Genomic DNA, 17,129 nt, shown 5'->3' with positions numbered 1-17,129 from the left:
AGCAGTTTGCACTTTTTACTCGTCAACTAACTCCATATCATGCTAAGAGGACTTCTTTGTGTCACTCTATTATCTATTCTTTGTCAACTCTCTTTTTCCCAGGAATTTGAAGATCGAAAATCATACACTACAGCCTGGCGTGAAGGTGAAATCATTCTGGATGGAAAATTAAATGATGAAGCCTGGAGCCAGGTAGAGTGGGGAGGTGACTTTGTTGGGCATAGGCCGGACTTTAACGTTGAACCCACACAGCAGACAAAATTCAAGATCTTGTACGATGCTAAATTTTTGTATGTTGGGATTAAAGCTTTAGATACCGACCCGGATCAGATCGTGAAGCGAATGTCTCGAAGAGATGGATTTGACGGTGATTTTGTTGAGATAAACATTGACAGTTACAATGACAAGCGAACGGCGTTTTCATTTACAGCGTCTGTTTCTGGAGTTAAAGGAGATGAGTACGTTTCAAATAACGGAAATGACTGGGACTCTACCTGGGATCCAATATGGTACTTAAGAACTAGCGTGGATGATGAGGGGTGGATAGCTGAGTTTAAAATCCCTCTTTCTCAATTGAGATTTGCTAATAAAGAGAATCATGCGTGGGGTATTCAATTTACTCGACGGATTTTTAGAAATGAAGAACGATCTACCTGGCAAGCAGTGGATCCAAATGCCCCCGGGTGGGTTCATTTGTTTGGGGAGCTAAATGGCATTTCGGGCATTAAGCCGCAGAAACAGCTGGAAATTCAGCCGTATGTTCTCGCTTCCCTTGAAAAATATGAGAAGGAAGAAGAAAATCCTTTCAGAGATACCGGACAAGAATTTAAAGGTAATGTGGGCCTGGATGCAAAAATTGGAATTACCTCAGATATTACGTTAGATCTTACATTTAATCCGGATTTTGGCCAGGTGGATGCTGATCCGTCAGCAGTTAATCTGTCTGCTTTTCAACTCTTTTTTCGGGAAAGAAGGCCGTTTTTCCTGGAGGGGAGCAATCTACTGTCATTTCGCACTAGCGGAAGCTCTAACAACCTCTTCTATTCTAGAAGGGTAGGTGGACGTCCTAACGGGAGCCCAGATAATGTTGAGTATATGGATTTTCCCAATAACACTCGAATATTAGGAGCAGCTAAAATCACCGGGAAAAATGCGAAAGGTTTTTCATGGGGAGTGTTAGAATCTTTAACAAATAGAGAACAAGCGGATGTTCTTTATGAAAATGGAACCAGAGGGGAGGAAGTAGTAGAGCCTTATACGAATTTCCTGGTTGCCAGAGCACAACAGGATATTGACGGTGGTAAAACGGTGGTTGGAGCGATTGCAACCAATGTCAGAAGATTTAATAATCGAAAAAATGGTTTAGAACTTCTGCATGATCAGGCTACCAGTGCGGGTGTCGATATTGATCACAATTTTAGGGGCAGAAAGTACGGAATTGAATTGCGAGCCATGTTTAGTCATGTTGATGGAACGATGGGAGCGATATATCAAACTCAGACAGCTTCTGAACGATTTTTCCAAAGACCGGATAATAATTACAAAGAAGTTGATTCCACCCGAACGAGTCTTGTGGGCTCTGCAGCTACACTTGCTTTTGGTAAACGAAGTGGTAACTGGAGGTGGACCGTTGGAACAAATTATAAATCACCAGAACTGGTGCTCAACGACGCTGGTTTCCTCAGACAGACTGACGATATAAACTACTGGGCATGGACCTCATACAGAATTAATAAAGTTACTAATCTCTTTCGTTGGCAGAATTATAACATCAACCTAGAGTACAACACAGATTTTGGAGGAGCGGTCACAAATCAGGGAGTGAACGTTAATATGAACTGGGAATTCAGCAACTATTGGGGATTTAATCAAGGAGTTTGGGTAGGAGGAACGAGTGTTTCCAATGCTGATTTACGAGGCGGGCCTTCCATTAGATATCCCGGTAATATCAATTACTGGTATTGGATAGGCACCAATAGTCGTAAGAAAGTGAGGGTATCGTTTAATAATTGGTTCAACTGGGGTCAAAATGATTACAACAAAAGCTCAGGTATTTCATTGAACATCAATATGCGTCCAATGGATGCATTACAAATATCTGTTTCTCCAAGTGTTGACTGGAACAGGAATGAACTCCAATATATCACACAAAGAGAATTTGCAGGTGATATCAGATACATATTGGGTAAGGTAGATCAGGAAACCTATGGCATGTCATTAAGAGCGAATTATAATATAACCCCTAATCTTACGCTGGAATTCTGGGGGCAACCATTTATATCTGCCGGTGAATACAGTAAATTTAAACGAGTACACCTACCGAATGCTGAAAGTTATTCAAAGAGATTTCACCTTTATGAAAATAGTCAAATCCTTTTTGACGAAGAAAATAGCTTGTATGAGGTTTTTGAAAATGGAAATTCAGAGCCTGACTACACATTTGATGATCCTAACTTCAATGTGGTTCAGTTCAGGTCAAACTTTGTAATGCGATGGGAATATATTCCGGGCTCAACCTTGTTCATGGTATGGGCAAATAATGGTTCTTATTTTGATCAGTCGAGAAATAACAATTTTAGTGATTTAACCTCGCGTCTTTCAGGACTTACGGGCAACAATACCTTCTTAATTAAATACACCTATCGATTTATTTTGTAAGGAATCTTCCTACTAACTTTGGGACAAAGAAAATAAGCAATATGTCCAAAGTAGTAATAATAGGCGCAGGTGGAGTTGGTCGTGTGACTGCTTTCAAATGCGCACAAAACCCTGAAATCTTTTCTCAAATTGTTCTGGCATCACGAACAAAATCAAAATGCGATGATATCGCCACAGATATAAAAAAGAAGCATGATGTAGTTATTGAAACCGATCAGGTGGATGCAGATCATGTTGATCAGGTAGTTGCGTTATTTAAAAAGCATAATCCTAAAATGGTAATAAATGTGGCACTCCCATACCAGGATCTTACCATTATGGATGCCTGTCTTGAAGCTGGTGTGCATTATCTGGATACAGCGAATTACGAACCACCTGAAGAAGCCAAGTTTGAATATAAATGGCAATGGGCTTATCAGGATAAATTCAAGGATGCAGGTTTGACAGCCGTGCTGGGATGTGGTTTTGATCCGGGAGTTACCGGTGTTTTTACCAATCGTGCTGCGAATCATTTCTTTGATGAAATTCATTATTTGGATATTGTAGATTGCAACGCCGGCGACCATGGGAAAGCGTTTGCTACCAATTTCAACCCGGAGATAAACATTCGCGAGATTACTCAAAAAGGCAAGTACTGGGAAGATGGCAAATGGGTGGAAACCAAACCCTTTGAATTCAGAAAAGACCTGGATTATCCAAACATTGGAAAGCGCCCTTCTTACTTGCTCTATCATGAGGAGCTTGAATCACTGGTTAAGAACTACCCGACGATTAAACGAGCACGATTCTGGATGACTTTTGGTGATGAATACCTTACTCACCTTCGCGTAATTCAAAACATAGGAATGGCTTCTATTGACCCGGTAAACTATGAAGGAAAACAAATTGTACCTCTTCAGTTTTTGAAGGCTGTACTACCTAACCCAGGTGATCTGGGTGAAAATTATGAAGGAGAAACCTCTATAGGATGTCGAATCAAAGGTCTTAAAGACGGAAAAGAAAAAACGTATTATATCTGGAATAACTGTAGCCATAAGGCCGCATACGATGAAACTGGTGCCCAGGGTGTTTCCTATACAACAGGTGTGCCGGCTATGGTAGGTGCGGCGATGATGGTAACCGGCAAATGGACTGGAGCTGGCGTTTTCAATGTGGAAGAGTTCAACTCTGACCCTTTCCTTGAAAAACTAGCAAAATCCGGCCTCCCATGGCACGAAAAAGAGGATATAGAATTAGGAATGGATTGATATGATTGATTTGGTCAATGTTCCTGAATTCTACCAGGGGTATGTGAAGTCTCTAGGTCAGGGGGATCTCGTGCCTCTGTTATTGAAAACCGGAGATGAATTCATTGAATTTGGACGAGGGTTATCCGAAGCACAAGGAGCTTATCGGTACGCTGAAGATAAGTGGAGTATCAAAGAGGTCATCCAGCATGTAATTGATTCTGAGCGCATTTTTGCTTATCGTGCCCTTCGTTTTGCCAGGAATGATAAGACAGAGATTCCGGGTTTCGAACAGAATGATTATGTCCCTGAATCCAATGCCGATAATCGCCCCATACATGGACTGATGACCGAATTCACGAATGTCCGGGCCTCAACGGTAGATTTGTTTACTTCATTTACGAACGAAATGAAACAGCAGACGGGGGTTTCAAACAAAGTAGAAATGTCTGTCGAAGCTTTGGGCTATATTATTTCCGGCCACCAGAACCATCATTTAACCATCATTTACGAAAGGTACTCAAAGTGAAAATTCCATCTCCTTGTTTTGTTCTGGACGAAAAGAAACTTATCCGAAATCTGGAACTGATTGATAGTGTTCAAAAGTCTGCCGGGATAGAGATCATTATGGCATTCAAAGGGTTTGCAATGTGGAGTGCATTTCCGATTGTAAAACAATACATTCAAGGAGCTACGGCCAGCTCACTTAACGAAGTGATGCTATGCAATGAAGAAATGGGTGTAAAATCTCATACCTACTGTGTGGCTTATATGGATGATGAATTCGATGAAATTGTTTCCCGATCATCTCATATAACATTCAATTCACTAACTCAATATCACAAGTTTATTGATAGGGTACCTTCTGATATAAGTGTGGGTCTAAGAGTAAATCCTGAGTGGTCTGATGTGGAAACTGACTTATACAATCCATCCAGTCCGGTTTCAAGGTTGGGAATTACCAGCCCGAATATCACCGAGCTCCCAGAAAGAGTTGAGGGCCTTCACTTTCATGTGCTATGCGAGTCAAATTCAAAAGCACTTGAGCATGTGCTGGAATCTTTCGAGCAAAAGTTTGGGCACCTGTTAGCTCACATAAAGTGGGTGAATATGGGTGGAGGGCATTTGATGACGCGAGAGGGTTATGATACAGACCACTTAGTTAGGCTGTTAAGTGACTTTAAGAAAAAACATAATGTTCACGTGATTTTGGAGCCTGGCAGTGCTTTTGCCTGGCAAACCGGTGATTTGTATACAACCGTCCTCGATATTGTGGAAAATGGAGGCAAAAAGACAGCCATATTCGATGGCTCTTTCACCTGTCATATGCCCGATTGTCTGGAAATGCCTTATCGACCTAAACTTGAGAATGGGTCGGATACTGAGCAGAATGGATGGTACCCCTATCGTCTTGGAGGTGTGAGTTGTCTTGCAGGAGATTTTCTTGATGACTATTGGTTTGAGAAACCACTTAGCCCAGGGGATTCAATCATATTCAAGGATATGATTCATTATACAATGGTAAAAACAAGTACTTTCAATGGAGTGAAGCATCCCTCTATTGGAATACTTAGAAAGGACGGATCACTTGACTTGATCAGAAAGTTTGGGTATGAAGATTTTAAGAATCGCCTGTCCTAGTTTTTTAGTTTCGGCTCCAGATCTCCACGCATAAATTGATTGTATTCTTCACATGAGAGGTACCCTTCCCCTAAAGAATAGGGGCAGGTTTTATACACTTCATCAAAAATTCCTGACTGAACAACTACGCCGGAACCGTGACAAACTGGACAAAGCATTTTTTCAAGTCCTCCACAATCATACTCAGCAGTTTCAAGATCCTTCTCAAATTGTTCAGCCTGTGAGCGCTGAATTTTTAGATATTCGTCTTCAGCATATTGCAAATACTGAATAGCAGGTTCATAGTACATTCCTTTTGTTCCTTTTAATTGAATGTATTTATTCAACCAATTGATGCTTTGCTTGTACTTGCCAAGGTGAAAACTATTTCTCCCAAAGAAGTACGCCATTTCAGAAGGAAGCTTTTCCATATTTTGAAGCACATATTGGAAAAGTACTTGCGCACTGTCATAATTACCTGTTGCCATGAGATTAGCACCATCTTCGATCTTTTTTTGCAACTCATTCTCACGGATAACCTGTCCATGCCCGATGAGAAATGAAATAAGAAATAAAAGGAAGAGAATTTTTCTCATAAACATTGAATAACGACCGGAAAATTAAAATGGTTTGATCACCCAGCCCCTCATTACAGCAAAAGATTAACCAATTTTGTGATAGGAACGAATCTTTTATGACTTTTGACAATAATTTGTGTCTGCGTCGTTTGTGGAGATAGGTGTTATGAAAAGAATTTTACTTGCAATTATTATTAGTCTATTCGGAGTAGGACTACTATTAGCTCAGAATACCCGAACTGTAGAAACTCCCAAGCAGCCCAGACCTCAATATCAAGCGGCTAAGAAAGAGAAAAAGGGTTTGTTTTCATTTCTTAAAAAGAAGGATAAACCACAACTGAAATTCTCAGAAGAAGAAAGATTGGCTTTCAGAAAACGTGTAAGTAAAGCGTATGCTGAAAATGCGAAGATCGAGAGGAAAGCCGATAAGATTAAGCGAAAAGAAGCTAAAAAGGGAGAAAAATTTCATGGGCATAAACGCCCGCCCAAAAAGCGACCTCCTGGTAAGCAGAAGTTTTGCAAAATCTGTCGAATTAAGCACTAACTCGATAGAGGGTCTGAGCTCGCATCCGTAACCCAAAATGGGAAAGTATTGCTCTCCTGATGCTTTGTTTTAAAAACTGATGGTTTACACCTGACTCAGACACGACAAATTTGATAATGGGTCGTCGGATTTCTTTAATCTGAGAAAGGGTTGATATCCATATCGAATACATTTCCTTCCAGTCACTGTCATAGGCTTCCATGTGTGAGCGGCCATCCCACATGATTTCCAACTGATTATCAGCATGATTATGGCGGTAGATAGCTGCCAGGATATCGTAATTATCCTCTAGTAATTCTTTTCCGAGATGAATTTTCTCTCTAAGCTCGATAATAAAATCATCCACCAGCCCCATAGGGTTATGAAGAAGATGATATGCATTTAGAATTTCTTCAAGCCACTGGTTTAACAATGCTTCCTTGGAGAAAGCTTGAACGGACTTTAATAGATAGTTCTTATCCTGGGGGAAGTATTTTTCTTCAATAAGCATAAAAAAAGGGTAACTCAAAGTTACCCTTCAAAATTTAAAAATCTTAATCGATTAGTTACTGAATTCAAATAGCCAAGGCTCATCATATAACCCGGATGTTCTGGCATTTGGATCAGGAACTGTAAATTCCAAGGACAAAGAGGTACCTTGATTATTTACTGTGTAATCCATGGTAATACCATTATTTCCATCTCTTTGGATTGCAGATGCCTGATTATCTGTAAATTCCCAGGAACCATTGGAAGGCCATACATCCTCATATCCTGTTGGAACACCGTTGGTGCTATAATTTCCATTGGCAGTAAAGGTTAAGGTAAACCCTGACCAATCACCTTCTGGTCCCCCATCATATGTGACTTTACTAGCGTTAACAGACCATTGTTGTGAAAGTAATTCTGTTTTTTCTTCAACAACTGTAGGGCCATCATTACCACCACCACCGCCGCACGACATAAAAATAACTAAGGAAGCAAAAACTAAGGCAGCAAGTAAGTTTGATAATCGTTTCATAATTCGGTTTAAAATATTTCTACTATTTGAATCAAAAGTAGGACTTTTTGACTTTTATACCTACTAAACTGAAAAATCCTATCGAAATTATTCAAGTGCCTATCTTTTTTAAAGGTCGAGACGCATTTCACATAAATCAATTTCGCGTCTGTCATTTGAGGCGATAACTCGAATGCTGTCTGATTTTTTTAAAATTTGCTTTTCCCACCAATCGAATCCTTCTCGATCAAGATTTGAAGTTGGTTCATCCATAAAGACTAACTCATTCTCGAAAAAGAAAGCAGTCAACAGCTTAGAACGCTGCTTCATTCCTGTAGAAAATTCAGCAATATGTTTATCTAAAGGTAAAGATGCAGATTCCGCCATTTCATTAATCGGAATAAGGCATTTTTTGAATTTGGAATGGAATTCAAGAAACTCTTTCAAAGTAAACTCTTCAGTGATCTCAGTGTAAGGACCAACAAAAACAGCTTCATGGTAGCCTTCGTCGATCTTTGTCTCATTAACATAAATGTCCCCTTCACTAGGCGTGAGGTATCCGGAAAGGATCTGTAACAAAGTAGATTTACCTGCACCATTTTTTCCGGTTATTGCTGCCGGAGCTCCTACTTCTATTTCAAAATTTTGATGACGAAAGATCCAGTTTCTTCCAAATTTTTTACCAATATTCTCTCCTCTTATAACCATGTGGCTAATGTTTTAGAAGTTCCTTGGGAGCACATAAATAGTGTTTCGTTACAATCTTGCTCATTGCTTTGATGTTTGGGAGGTCTGAGGCATCTGCCACATCTACTACGTTACCATGTTTTCTTAGTATTCTAATAGACTGACCGGAGGCGATATAAGCTGAGTTACTAACGGATCCGATTTTAATGAAGTAGTCTGCTTCTTTTTCACTGATTCCGTATAGCTTTTTGATTTTTTCAATCAAATCATCAGTTACAATCCTGCCTGTTGGCTCATTGGAAAATGAAATACCAAGGAGTTTTCTGTCTAATATCATCTGACTCAGTTTTCTCAAAACCTCATCCTTATGTTCTTGCCAAAATTTAATGGATCCCCATATATCCGCGTCATCCAAAAGGGCGTAGACTTCCAAAATATCCGGGTCTTCCTCAAAGTTCTTATCAGTGATATTTCTTTCCAGAAAAATCTTTAGGGCAGGGGTGGCCATTAGTTTTTCCCCTTGCTGAGTCAGCACTTTCGCTCTTTTAATCAATTCAATGAGCATCACTTCTGCACTGACCGCTGTTTTATGTAGGTACACTTGCCAATACATTAATCGACGAGCACTCAAAAAGTTCTCTATACTATAAATGCCTTTCTCCTCTACGACCAGATGTTCATTGGATACATTCAACATTTTAATAATACGCTCAGATCCGATAGCACCCTCATATACCCCTGTAAAAAAGGAATCTCTTTTCAGATAATCCAGTCGATCAATATCCAACTGGCTAGATACCAACTGATGGAAGAAGGGTCGTTCATACTTGTTTTGGAATATCTGAATAGTTAAGTCAAGTGCACCATCAAACTCTTTATTCAGCCGATCCATCATCCACAAGCCTACTTGCTCATGGTGTACACCTTTGAAGAGTGAAAACTCCAACGTGTGAGAAAAGGGTCCATGTCCTACATCATGCAATAGGATTGCCAGCATGCTAGCTTGTTTTTCCTGATTTGAAATTTCAATGCCCTTATCCTGAAGGGCATTGAGCGCTCTTCGCATGAGATCCATAGCTCCAAGCGCATGGTGGAAACGTGTATGAAGAGCACCCGGGTAAACCAGGTCAGTGAGTCCAAGCTGCTTTATTCTTCTAAGTCGCTGAAAATAACGATGCTCGATGATGTCAAAAATGAGATCGTTGGGTATATTGATGAATCCGTAAACCGGATCATTGAGAATTTTCTTTTTGTTCAACAGCGTTTGTGATTTACTTAGCAAAAGAATGCCAAAACTGAATTAATGCAGCAATTTAAAATCTTATGGGCTGACGATGAAATTGAGCTGTTGAAGCCGCACATTTTGTTCCTTGAACAGAAAGGCTACCTGCTTACTCCTGTCAACAGTGGGGCTGATGCGTTAGAAGAAATTGACCACAATCACTTCGATATTGTATTTCTGGATGAGAATATGCCTGGAATGACTGGTTTGGAAACGCTGAATTATATTAAATCCACACATCCAAATCTACCAGTGGTGATGATCACTAAGAATGAGGCTGAGGAGATCATGGAGGAGGCGATTGGGGCTAAGATTGCCGACTACCTTATAAAGCCACTCAATCCAAATCAGATACTGCTTTCAGTTAAAAGGATTCTTGACAATAAGCGTATAATCTCCGAGAAGACCAATTTGGGTTATCAAAAGGAGTTTCAGCAATTAACCATGAATGTGATGGATGCACAGGATCATCACGAATGGATGAATATCTACAAAAAATTGGTGTATTGGGAGCTAGAGTTGGATGAGACGCAAGATAAAAGCATGGTGGAAGTACTGAATGCACAAAAGGTCGAAGCTGATGGGAACTTCTCCTCGTTTATCACTTCCAACTATCAGGACTGGATCACGGATCCGAATATTGATAGGCCATTGCTCTCTCATAACCTCCTGAAACAGAAAGTTTTTCCTGAAGTAGGTGATGAACCTATTTTCTTAATAGTGATTGATAATCTGAGGTATGATCAATGGAAAATAATAGAACCTGAAGTAGCAGAACTGTTTAGCATTAATTCGGAAGAAATGTACTTTTCAATCTTGCCAACCACCACTTCCTATGCGCGAAATGCCCTTTTCGGAGGGATGACTCCTTTAGAATTGTCGAAGCGATACCCCGATCTATGGGTGGATGAAGAGGAGGATGATGGAAAAAATTTGAGAGAAGCTGAGCTGTTGGAAGCCAACATGGCGCGTAATCAGATACGGGAAAAATTTAGCTACAACAAAATTCTTCGAGCTGAAGAAGGAAAGCAATTGAGTGAAAGCATTCCTAATCTTATGAGCAACGGACTAAATGCTATTGTATTCAACTTTGTTGATATGCTCTCGCATGCTCGTACTGACATGCAAATGATCAGAGAGCTCGCTCCTGATGAATCAGCCTATAGGTCTATTACTAAATCTTGGTTTACGCATTCATCACTTTATGATATGTTGAAAATTCTGGCTGAACAGAAAGTAAAAGTGATGATCACCACCGATCATGGAACGATTCGGGTAAATAAAGCTCAGAAGATTGTCGGTGATCGAAAAACAAATACCAACCTTCGATACAAAGTTGGGAGAAACCTAGCCTTTGATGAAAAATCGGTGTTTTTTACTCGTGAGCCTGAAAATTTCGGCTTACCCAAGCCGCATGTGAGTTCCACCTATGTGTTTGCTATGGATGATCATTTTTTTGCTTATCCAAACAATTTCAATCATTACGTCAGACACTATAAGGACACTTTCCAACATGGAGGCATCTCCATGGAAGAAATTATTATTCCATTTATCACCCTTGCAAATAAATGATCATACCCAATTACAGTGAGGATGAGCTTCAGGAGGTTGCCCGGAAGCTGCTGAGCAACTTTGGAAATATTGATGTTTGGTGCTTCGATGCAGAGATGGGTGCCGGTAAAACCACCTTGATCAAAAAAATCTGTAAGGAAAAAGGTGTGCAGGATGAAATGAGTTCACCTACATTTTCGATAGTAAATGAATACCTGACGGACAAAGGAGAAGAAATCTACCATTTTGATTTTTATCGATTAGAAAATATTGAGGAGGCCATTGATATAGGATTGGAGGACTATCTATTCTCGGGGAACCTTTGTTTACTCGAGTGGCCTGAGATCATCGAACCACTTCTGCCTGATGAATACCTGCAAATAAGCATTAAATTAGTAGGAGATAACACCCGATCACTAACTGCACAACCTAAATGAACGAAACGTCGAAATCCGGATTTGCGGAATTGGCTAAAGAACAGACCCTTTATCCAAAGGAAGCACCTGCGAAAATCTCTAAAAGGCATCAATCCATGCAAGTTGGGGTTCCACAGGAAATAGCCGATCAGGAGAAACGCATGCCAATCAAACCCTCCTCCGTGGGTGTATTGGTGGCAAATGGACATGAGGTGATTATTCAGTCTGAAGCAGGCGAGTCTGCCAATTTTTCTGACCAGGAATATAGCGAGGCAGGTGCCAAAATTGCATATAGCGCGAAGGAGGTTTTTGAATGCAGTACGATTCTTAAAGTAGAACCACCCACCATAAAGGAAATCGATATGATGAAGGCGGGAAGTACCCTTATTTCAGCATTTCAGGCGGGAAAACAAAATGTGAAATACCTGGAAGCAATCAATAAGAAAAAGTTGATCGCGATTGGATATGAGTTTATCCAGGATAAAGTTGGTGGACTTCCACTGGTACGCGCGATGAGTGAGATCGCCGGCAGCACAGTCATGGTCATAGCTGCTGAATGTCTCAGTAGCTCAAATAATGGAAAAGGCATCACACTCGGAGGAATCACTGGAGTACCTCCGACAAGGGTTGTCATCATCGGGGCTGGCACAGTAGCGGAATTTGCCGCACGCGCAGCTCTGGGACATGGTTCGGAAGTGCGGGTATTTGATAACCAGATTTATAAAATGCGCCGACTGAAGCATGTGTTGGGACAGGAAATCTATACGTCTACCTATGATGAAGCGCTGCTAAAAAAAGAAATTCAGGAAGCGGATGTGTTGATAGGAGCTGTACGGTTTGAGAAAGGAAAGCACCGGATGTTGGTAACTGAAGACATGGTGATGAGTATGAAACCCGGTTCTGTGATTATTGATGTAACGATCGATCAGGGTGGGTGCATTGAAACTTCTGAGTTGACGGATCACAATAATCCGACTTTCATCAAACATGACGTAACGCACTATTGTGTGCCGAACATTGCCTCGAGAGTGGCCCGAACAGCTTCATTGGCGATCTCCAATATCTTCACACCTATTTTGCTTGAAGCAGGAGATTGTGGAGGTTTTGATGAAATGATCTACACGCACCCATGGCTACAAAAAGGGGTCTACTCCTATAAGGGCACCCTAACAAATCTCAACCTCGCCAAGCGCTTCAACCTGGCGTTTAAGGATATCAGTCTGTTTATGGCGGCCAGGATTTAGCGTGGGACTTGTCTTTGTCATTCAATCAATACCTTTTGACTTTGAGTCTTTGACTTTTGCCATCCAGCGATAGGTCTTTGACAGAGACTCCTAGCTCCATTATAAGGGATACATTGTTAGTCTGAAATTTTGAGTGATTGGTCTATTATATACCGAATTAGGAGTCTTTTTGATCGTCCTCTGGAGTATTTTTGAATACAAACAATTTTATTAATAATAAATAACCATGAAAAAAATTTCACTACTGTCACTAATCATTGCTTTGATGATTTTCACCAATTGTGGAAGCGATGATTCGGTAACAATCAATCCAGTTGATTTAAATTTCTCAGATTCGGACCTTACGGTTGATGAGTCTGCAGGAACGCAAACGATCACAGTCTCTTTAGGAGATGTTGCTCCCATTGAGGGAACTTTCACAATTACTTTGGGAGGCACTGCTACCTATGGAACAGACTATAGCACTACACCTGCCGCTGAAGATGGAGTAATTACTATTTCTGTTGAAGAGGGTGATGAAAGCAAAGAGCTTACTGTTGAATTAGTTGATGATACTGAGCTTGAGCTTGATGAGACAATTACTTTGAGCATTGCTTCAGACATTGAAACGTTGGAGCTTGGCGCTAATTCTACAGCCACAGTTACATTAACAAGTAATGATCAGGCATTGGTTGCGGTTGAAAGATCATCAGGTAAAATGTATATGGTGAATCTTGAAGATGGGTCTAAAACTGATCTGCTGACTATTACGGGTGTAGAAAGTTCGGGTGGTGAGTTTTTGAGAATGGAAGAATCTAATGTTAACATCAGAAGTTTTGTATATGATCCTTCTTCTGAAAAGGGATACATCGGACAAAATAATCAGGGAGGTTCTAAAATTTACTCAGTAGATATGTCAAGCGGCGCAGCGACGGTTCTATATGGTAATGATAAGGAGGAGTACGATGTGGCTGGAATTACAGACCTTCACATTATGAATAGCGTACTTTACGGTTCTGGTCGTTATTTTGACAATGCTGAGGAACAAAGCGCATTCGGATATTTTAGAGTGAAAAAGAATTCAGATGGACTTAACAATTTTGAAAGCATCATAAATAATCCTGAATTTATCGGTGGAGGTGCTTTTTTACTTGATGATGAATCCGCTTACATGACTCAAATTTTAATGAATTACGGGGAGCTTGCAAGACAGCAAGAAGTGGAAGGATCTGCATTGATAAAAATGGCTCTAAGTGATAATGAAATCACTGAGACTGCCTGGACTACTGATAATATTTCTGCATTCACTGATGCTTTTGAGTCTTTTACTATTGCGGACGTGTACGTTCAAAACTTTGCTTCTTCCGATAACGGAGATGTGTATGCGGTGATCTATCACGAGGGTGAGGGAGAAAGAGCTGCAATGCAAGAGACTGAGGTTTGGATGTTAGCAAAGGTAGATCTTGAAAACGCAAAACTTTCTTATGTTTCAACACTTACAACTGATGGTTCTTTGCAAGTACAAGCTGCAGGATTCCTTCCGGAGGAGGTAGTACTTCTTTTACTTAGCGAATAAGATTAAGATTTAATGAAGATTAAACCCAACCAGAAGCGGTTGGGTTTTTTGTTTCTATTTACAAAGAAGCCAAACTCTCCTCCAGCGTCTTGATCTTCGCCTCTGCATCGGCCAGCTTCTTGCGCTCCATGTCTACTACCTGAGCTGGTGCATTATTCACAAAGCGCTCATTTGATAGCTTTTTCTCTACCGACTTCATGAAGCCTTTTGTGTAGTTCAGTTCTTCCTCAATTTTCTTCTTCTCGGCCTCCATGTCCATATTGTCAGAGGCAGGAATGAAAAACTCATCCGAACCTACAACGAAACTGAATGCATTCTCCGGCTTGTCTCCAGATTTAATATCCGACAGGTTTGCCAATTTTTTCAGTGACTCACTGATAGAACTGACAGCCTTTGCATTGGTGGTCAGGTCTACCGCTTCCTTCGGTGAGATGCCCTTCGAGCTTCGGATATTTCGTATACCTGAGGTGATCTCAAAAAGAAGATCAGCTTCTTTGAGGATGTTGTCATCATAGCTAGCCTCTTTTGGCCATTCAGCCACGATGATGGCCTCACCGTCTTTTCGGTCCTTTAGCTCGTGCCACAATTCCTCCGTAATGAACGGCATGAATGGATGCAATAGCTTCAATACCTGCTCAAACAGCTCGATGGTTTTAGCCTTGGTTGCTACATCAATCGGCTTGCCGTACTCAGGTTTGATCCACTCGAGGTACCAGCTGCAGAAGTCGTTCCATACCAGCTTGTAGGCGGTCATCAATGCATCCGACATACGGAACTTGGAAAAATGATCTTCCAGTTCGGTCAATGCTTTGTTGAGCTTACTTTCAAACCACTTAATGGCTTGCGCATTCACCTCAGGTTGTGCTTCATCGGTTGTTTCCCATCCATTGACCAGCCGGAAGGCATTCCAGATTTTGTTAGAGAAGTTTCTTCCCTGCTCACACAGCTTCTCATCAAACAAAAGATCATTTCCAGCAGGCGAGCTAAACAACATCCCTGTTCGCACCCCGTCTGCTCCGTATTGCTTGATCAAATCAAGTGGGTCAGGGGAGTTACCCAGCGACTTAGACATTTTACGTCGCTGCTTGTCCCGAACGATCCCGGTCAGGTAAACATTTTCGAATGGTTTTTCATCCAGGTACTCATATCCGGCAATGACCATGCGTGCCACCCAGAAGAACAGAATCTCAGGAGCTGTTACCAACGTGTTGGTCGGGTAGAAGAAGTTAAGTTCTTCATTCTTGCTTTTGTCAATCTTCCCGGTGGCCGGATCATAGCATTTTTCGTTAAAGCCATCGAACACCGCGATTGGCCAAAGGTTGGAAGATGCCCAGGTATCCAGCACGTCTTCGTCTTGTTTCAGATCATCGGCTGTCAGGCTATTATTTCCGGTTGTTTTTCGTGCTTCTTCTACAGCCAGCTCAATATTTTCAGCAACCACAAACTCGTCCTCCCTATCACCATAATAGTAAGCAGGAATTCGCTGACCCCACCACAGCTGACGGGAGATACACCAGTCGCGTACATTCTCCATCCAGTGGTTATAGGTATTCTTAAATTTTGAAGGGAATAACTGAATCTCATCACCCATCACTGCCTTGTGGGCCCGTCTGGAGATTTCCTTCATTTTGATGAACCACTGAAGGGAAAGCTTAGGCTCTACGACAGAGTTTGTACGCTCGGAGCGACCAATTTTGGTAATGAATTCTTCCTCATGAACTAGAATACCGGCTTCTTTCAGGTCTTTTACGACCATCTTACGCACTTTGAAACGGTCCTGCCCAACGTACTTGTCTACTTCACACTTTTCATTGAGGGTGCCATCCAGGTTGATGGTATCAATAGTTTCCAGATTATGTCGCTGACCGATCTCATAGTCATTCGGGTCATGTGCAGGTGTCACTTTCAGACAACCGGTACCAAAGTCCAGCTCCACATAATCATCACCGATGATCGGGATTTCACGGTTGATGAAAGGAACCAATGCCTTCTTTCCGATCAGGTGTTTGAATCGGTCATCGTTTGGGTTTACGGCAATACCCGTGTCACCCATGATCGTTTCCGGCCGCTGTGTGGCGATCGTCACAAACTCATCTGAGTCTTTGATTTGGTATTTTACGTGATAAAGGATCGCTTTCTCTCCATCCTCATTGTATATCACTTCCTCATTGGAGATGGTTGTTTGCGCTTCACAGTCCCAGTTGACCATGCGCAAGCCACGGTAGATGTACCCTTTATTGAAAAGGTCGACAAATTGTTTGATTACTGCATCATGATAGCCTTTGTCCATTGTGAAAGCCGTACGCTCCCAGTCACACGAAGCACCTAGTTTCTTCAGTTGCTCCAAGATGATGCCGCCATATTTGTCTTTCCACTCGTAGGCGTGCTTGAGGAAATCTTCTCGTGATAGGTCAGACTTCTTGATGCCTTTTTCACGCAGCATCTTCACCACCTTCGCTTCAGTCGCAATGGAGGCATGATCTGTACCTGGCACCCAACACGCTTCTTTGCCTTCCATGCGGGCCTTCCGAATCAAAACATCCTGAATCGTGTTGTTGAGCATGTGACCCATGTGGAGGACACCCGTGACATTCGGAGGAGGAATGACGATGGTGTATGCTTCTTTGCCGGTTTTAGGAGTGGCGTGAAAGAAGTTTTGATCCATCCAATACTGGTACCATTTGTCTTCTACCTGCGTCGGGTCATATTGTGTGGAAATGCTCATGAGCGCGCTACTGTGTCTTTAAAATTTTAAGAAGCCGCAAAGTTAGTAGCTCTCAAGCTTCTTT

At 41.4% G+C, this 17,129-nt stretch carries 15 protein-coding genes; 9 read left to right on the top strand and 6 right to left on the bottom strand.

Annotation, left to right across the window (positions count from 1 at the left end):
- Positions 1 to 39 precede the first annotated feature (39 nt).
- From ACOQON_RS11575 to nspC, 4 genes are read left to right on the top strand one after another with little or no spacing between them, the layout of a single operon-like run.
- Positions 40 to 2,658 carry a DUF5916 domain-containing protein gene (locus ACOQON_RS11575; protein WP_420575574.1) on the top strand — a complete coding sequence of 873 codons (2,619 nt, stop codon included), beginning with the start codon at positions 40 to 42 and terminating at the stop codon, positions 2,656 to 2,658.
- Positions 2,659 to 2,699: 41 nt separating this feature from the next.
- Complete coding sequence (locus tag ACOQON_RS11570) at positions 2,700 to 3,905, top strand: saccharopine dehydrogenase C-terminal domain-containing protein (protein ID WP_420575573.1); 1,206 nt, start codon at positions 2,700 to 2,702, stop codon at positions 3,903 to 3,905.
- A gap of 1 nt (position 3,906) precedes the next feature.
- Entirely contained in the window at positions 3,907 to 4,413 is a 507-nt protein-coding gene (locus tag ACOQON_RS11565; RefSeq protein ID WP_420575572.1) for a DinB family protein, read from the top strand.
- Complete coding sequence (gene nspC, locus ACOQON_RS11560) at positions 4,410 to 5,525, top strand: carboxynorspermidine decarboxylase (RefSeq protein ID WP_420575571.1); 1,116 nt, start codon at positions 4,410 to 4,412, stop codon at positions 5,523 to 5,525. Before ACOQON_RS11565 ends, nspC begins: the two co-directional genes overlap by 4 nt.
- Here the strand turns inward: nspC and ACOQON_RS11555 are convergent.
- A complete protein-coding gene (locus ACOQON_RS11555; RefSeq protein ID WP_420575570.1) occupies positions 5,522 to 6,100 on the bottom strand; it encodes a hypothetical protein in 579 nt (192 codons plus the stop codon). The two genes, nspC and ACOQON_RS11555, sit on opposite strands and share 4 nt — an antisense overlap.
- A gap of 148 nt (positions 6,101 to 6,248) precedes the next feature.
- Between ACOQON_RS11555 and ACOQON_RS11550 the strand changes: the two genes are divergently transcribed.
- On the top strand, positions 6,249 to 6,626 hold the full coding sequence (locus tag ACOQON_RS11550; protein ID WP_420575569.1) for a hypothetical protein: 378 nt from the start codon (positions 6,249 to 6,251) through the stop codon (positions 6,624 to 6,626).
- Here the strand turns inward: ACOQON_RS11550 and ACOQON_RS11545 are convergent.
- The 4 genes from ACOQON_RS11545 to ACOQON_RS11530 form a co-directional block, all read right to left on the bottom strand.
- Positions 6,616 to 7,116 (bottom strand): hypothetical protein, encoded by a 501-nt coding sequence (locus ACOQON_RS11545; RefSeq protein ID WP_420575568.1) that lies wholly within the window; start codon positions 7,114 to 7,116, stop codon positions 6,616 to 6,618. The genes ACOQON_RS11550 and ACOQON_RS11545 overlap by 11 nt on opposite strands.
- Positions 7,117 to 7,167: 51 nt before the next feature.
- On the bottom strand, positions 7,168 to 7,626 hold the full coding sequence (locus ACOQON_RS11540; protein ID WP_420575567.1) for a hypothetical protein: 459 nt from the start codon (positions 7,624 to 7,626) through the stop codon (positions 7,168 to 7,170).
- Between the two features lie 108 nt (positions 7,627 to 7,734).
- The gene (locus ACOQON_RS11535; RefSeq protein WP_420575566.1) at positions 7,735 to 8,313 is read right to left on the bottom strand and encodes an ABC transporter ATP-binding protein; all 579 of its coding nucleotides are present in this window, start codon (positions 8,311 to 8,313) and stop codon (positions 7,735 to 7,737) included.
- Positions 8,314 to 8,317: 4 nt separating this feature from the next.
- Positions 8,318 to 9,550, bottom strand: coding sequence for an HD domain-containing protein (locus ACOQON_RS11530; protein ID WP_420575565.1), 1,233 nt, complete (start codon positions 9,548 to 9,550; stop codon positions 8,318 to 8,320).
- A gap of 45 nt (positions 9,551 to 9,595) precedes the next feature.
- Between ACOQON_RS11530 and ACOQON_RS11525 the strand changes: the two genes are divergently transcribed.
- The 4 genes from ACOQON_RS11525 (at position 9,596) to ACOQON_RS11510 (ending at position 14,340) form a co-directional block, all read left to right on the top strand.
- The gene (locus ACOQON_RS11525; protein ID WP_420575564.1) at positions 9,596 to 11,146 is read left to right on the top strand and encodes a PglZ domain-containing protein; all 1,551 of its coding nucleotides are present in this window, start codon (positions 9,596 to 9,598) and stop codon (positions 11,144 to 11,146) included.
- Positions 11,143 to 11,562, top strand: coding sequence for a tRNA (adenosine(37)-N6)-threonylcarbamoyltransferase complex ATPase subunit type 1 TsaE (tsaE, locus tag ACOQON_RS11520; RefSeq protein WP_420575563.1), 420 nt, complete (start codon positions 11,143 to 11,145; stop codon positions 11,560 to 11,562). Before ACOQON_RS11525 ends, tsaE begins: the two co-directional genes overlap by 4 nt.
- A complete protein-coding gene (locus ACOQON_RS11515; RefSeq protein ID WP_420575562.1) occupies positions 11,559 to 12,785 on the top strand; it encodes an alanine dehydrogenase in 1,227 nt (408 codons plus the stop codon). Before tsaE ends, ACOQON_RS11515 begins: the two co-directional genes overlap by 4 nt.
- A 226-nt stretch (positions 12,786 to 13,011) precedes the next feature.
- Positions 13,012 to 14,340, top strand: coding sequence for a Calx-beta domain-containing protein (locus tag ACOQON_RS11510; RefSeq protein WP_420575561.1), 1,329 nt, complete (start codon positions 13,012 to 13,014; stop codon positions 14,338 to 14,340).
- A 58-nt stretch (positions 14,341 to 14,398) separates the two neighbouring features.
- Here the strand turns inward: ACOQON_RS11510 and ACOQON_RS11505 are convergent, their stop codons facing one another.
- On the bottom strand, positions 14,399 to 17,065 hold the full coding sequence (locus ACOQON_RS11505; protein ID WP_420575560.1) for a valine--tRNA ligase: 2,667 nt from the start codon (positions 17,063 to 17,065) through the stop codon (positions 14,399 to 14,401).
- Positions 17,066 to 17,129: the final 64 nt, after the last annotated feature.

Source organism: Ekhidna sp., assembly GCF_965221965.1.
In the GTDB taxonomy this organism is placed as follows: domain Bacteria; phylum Bacteroidota; class Bacteroidia; order Cytophagales; family Cyclobacteriaceae; genus Ekhidna.
This window is presented reverse-complemented; position numbering and strand designations above follow the sequence as displayed.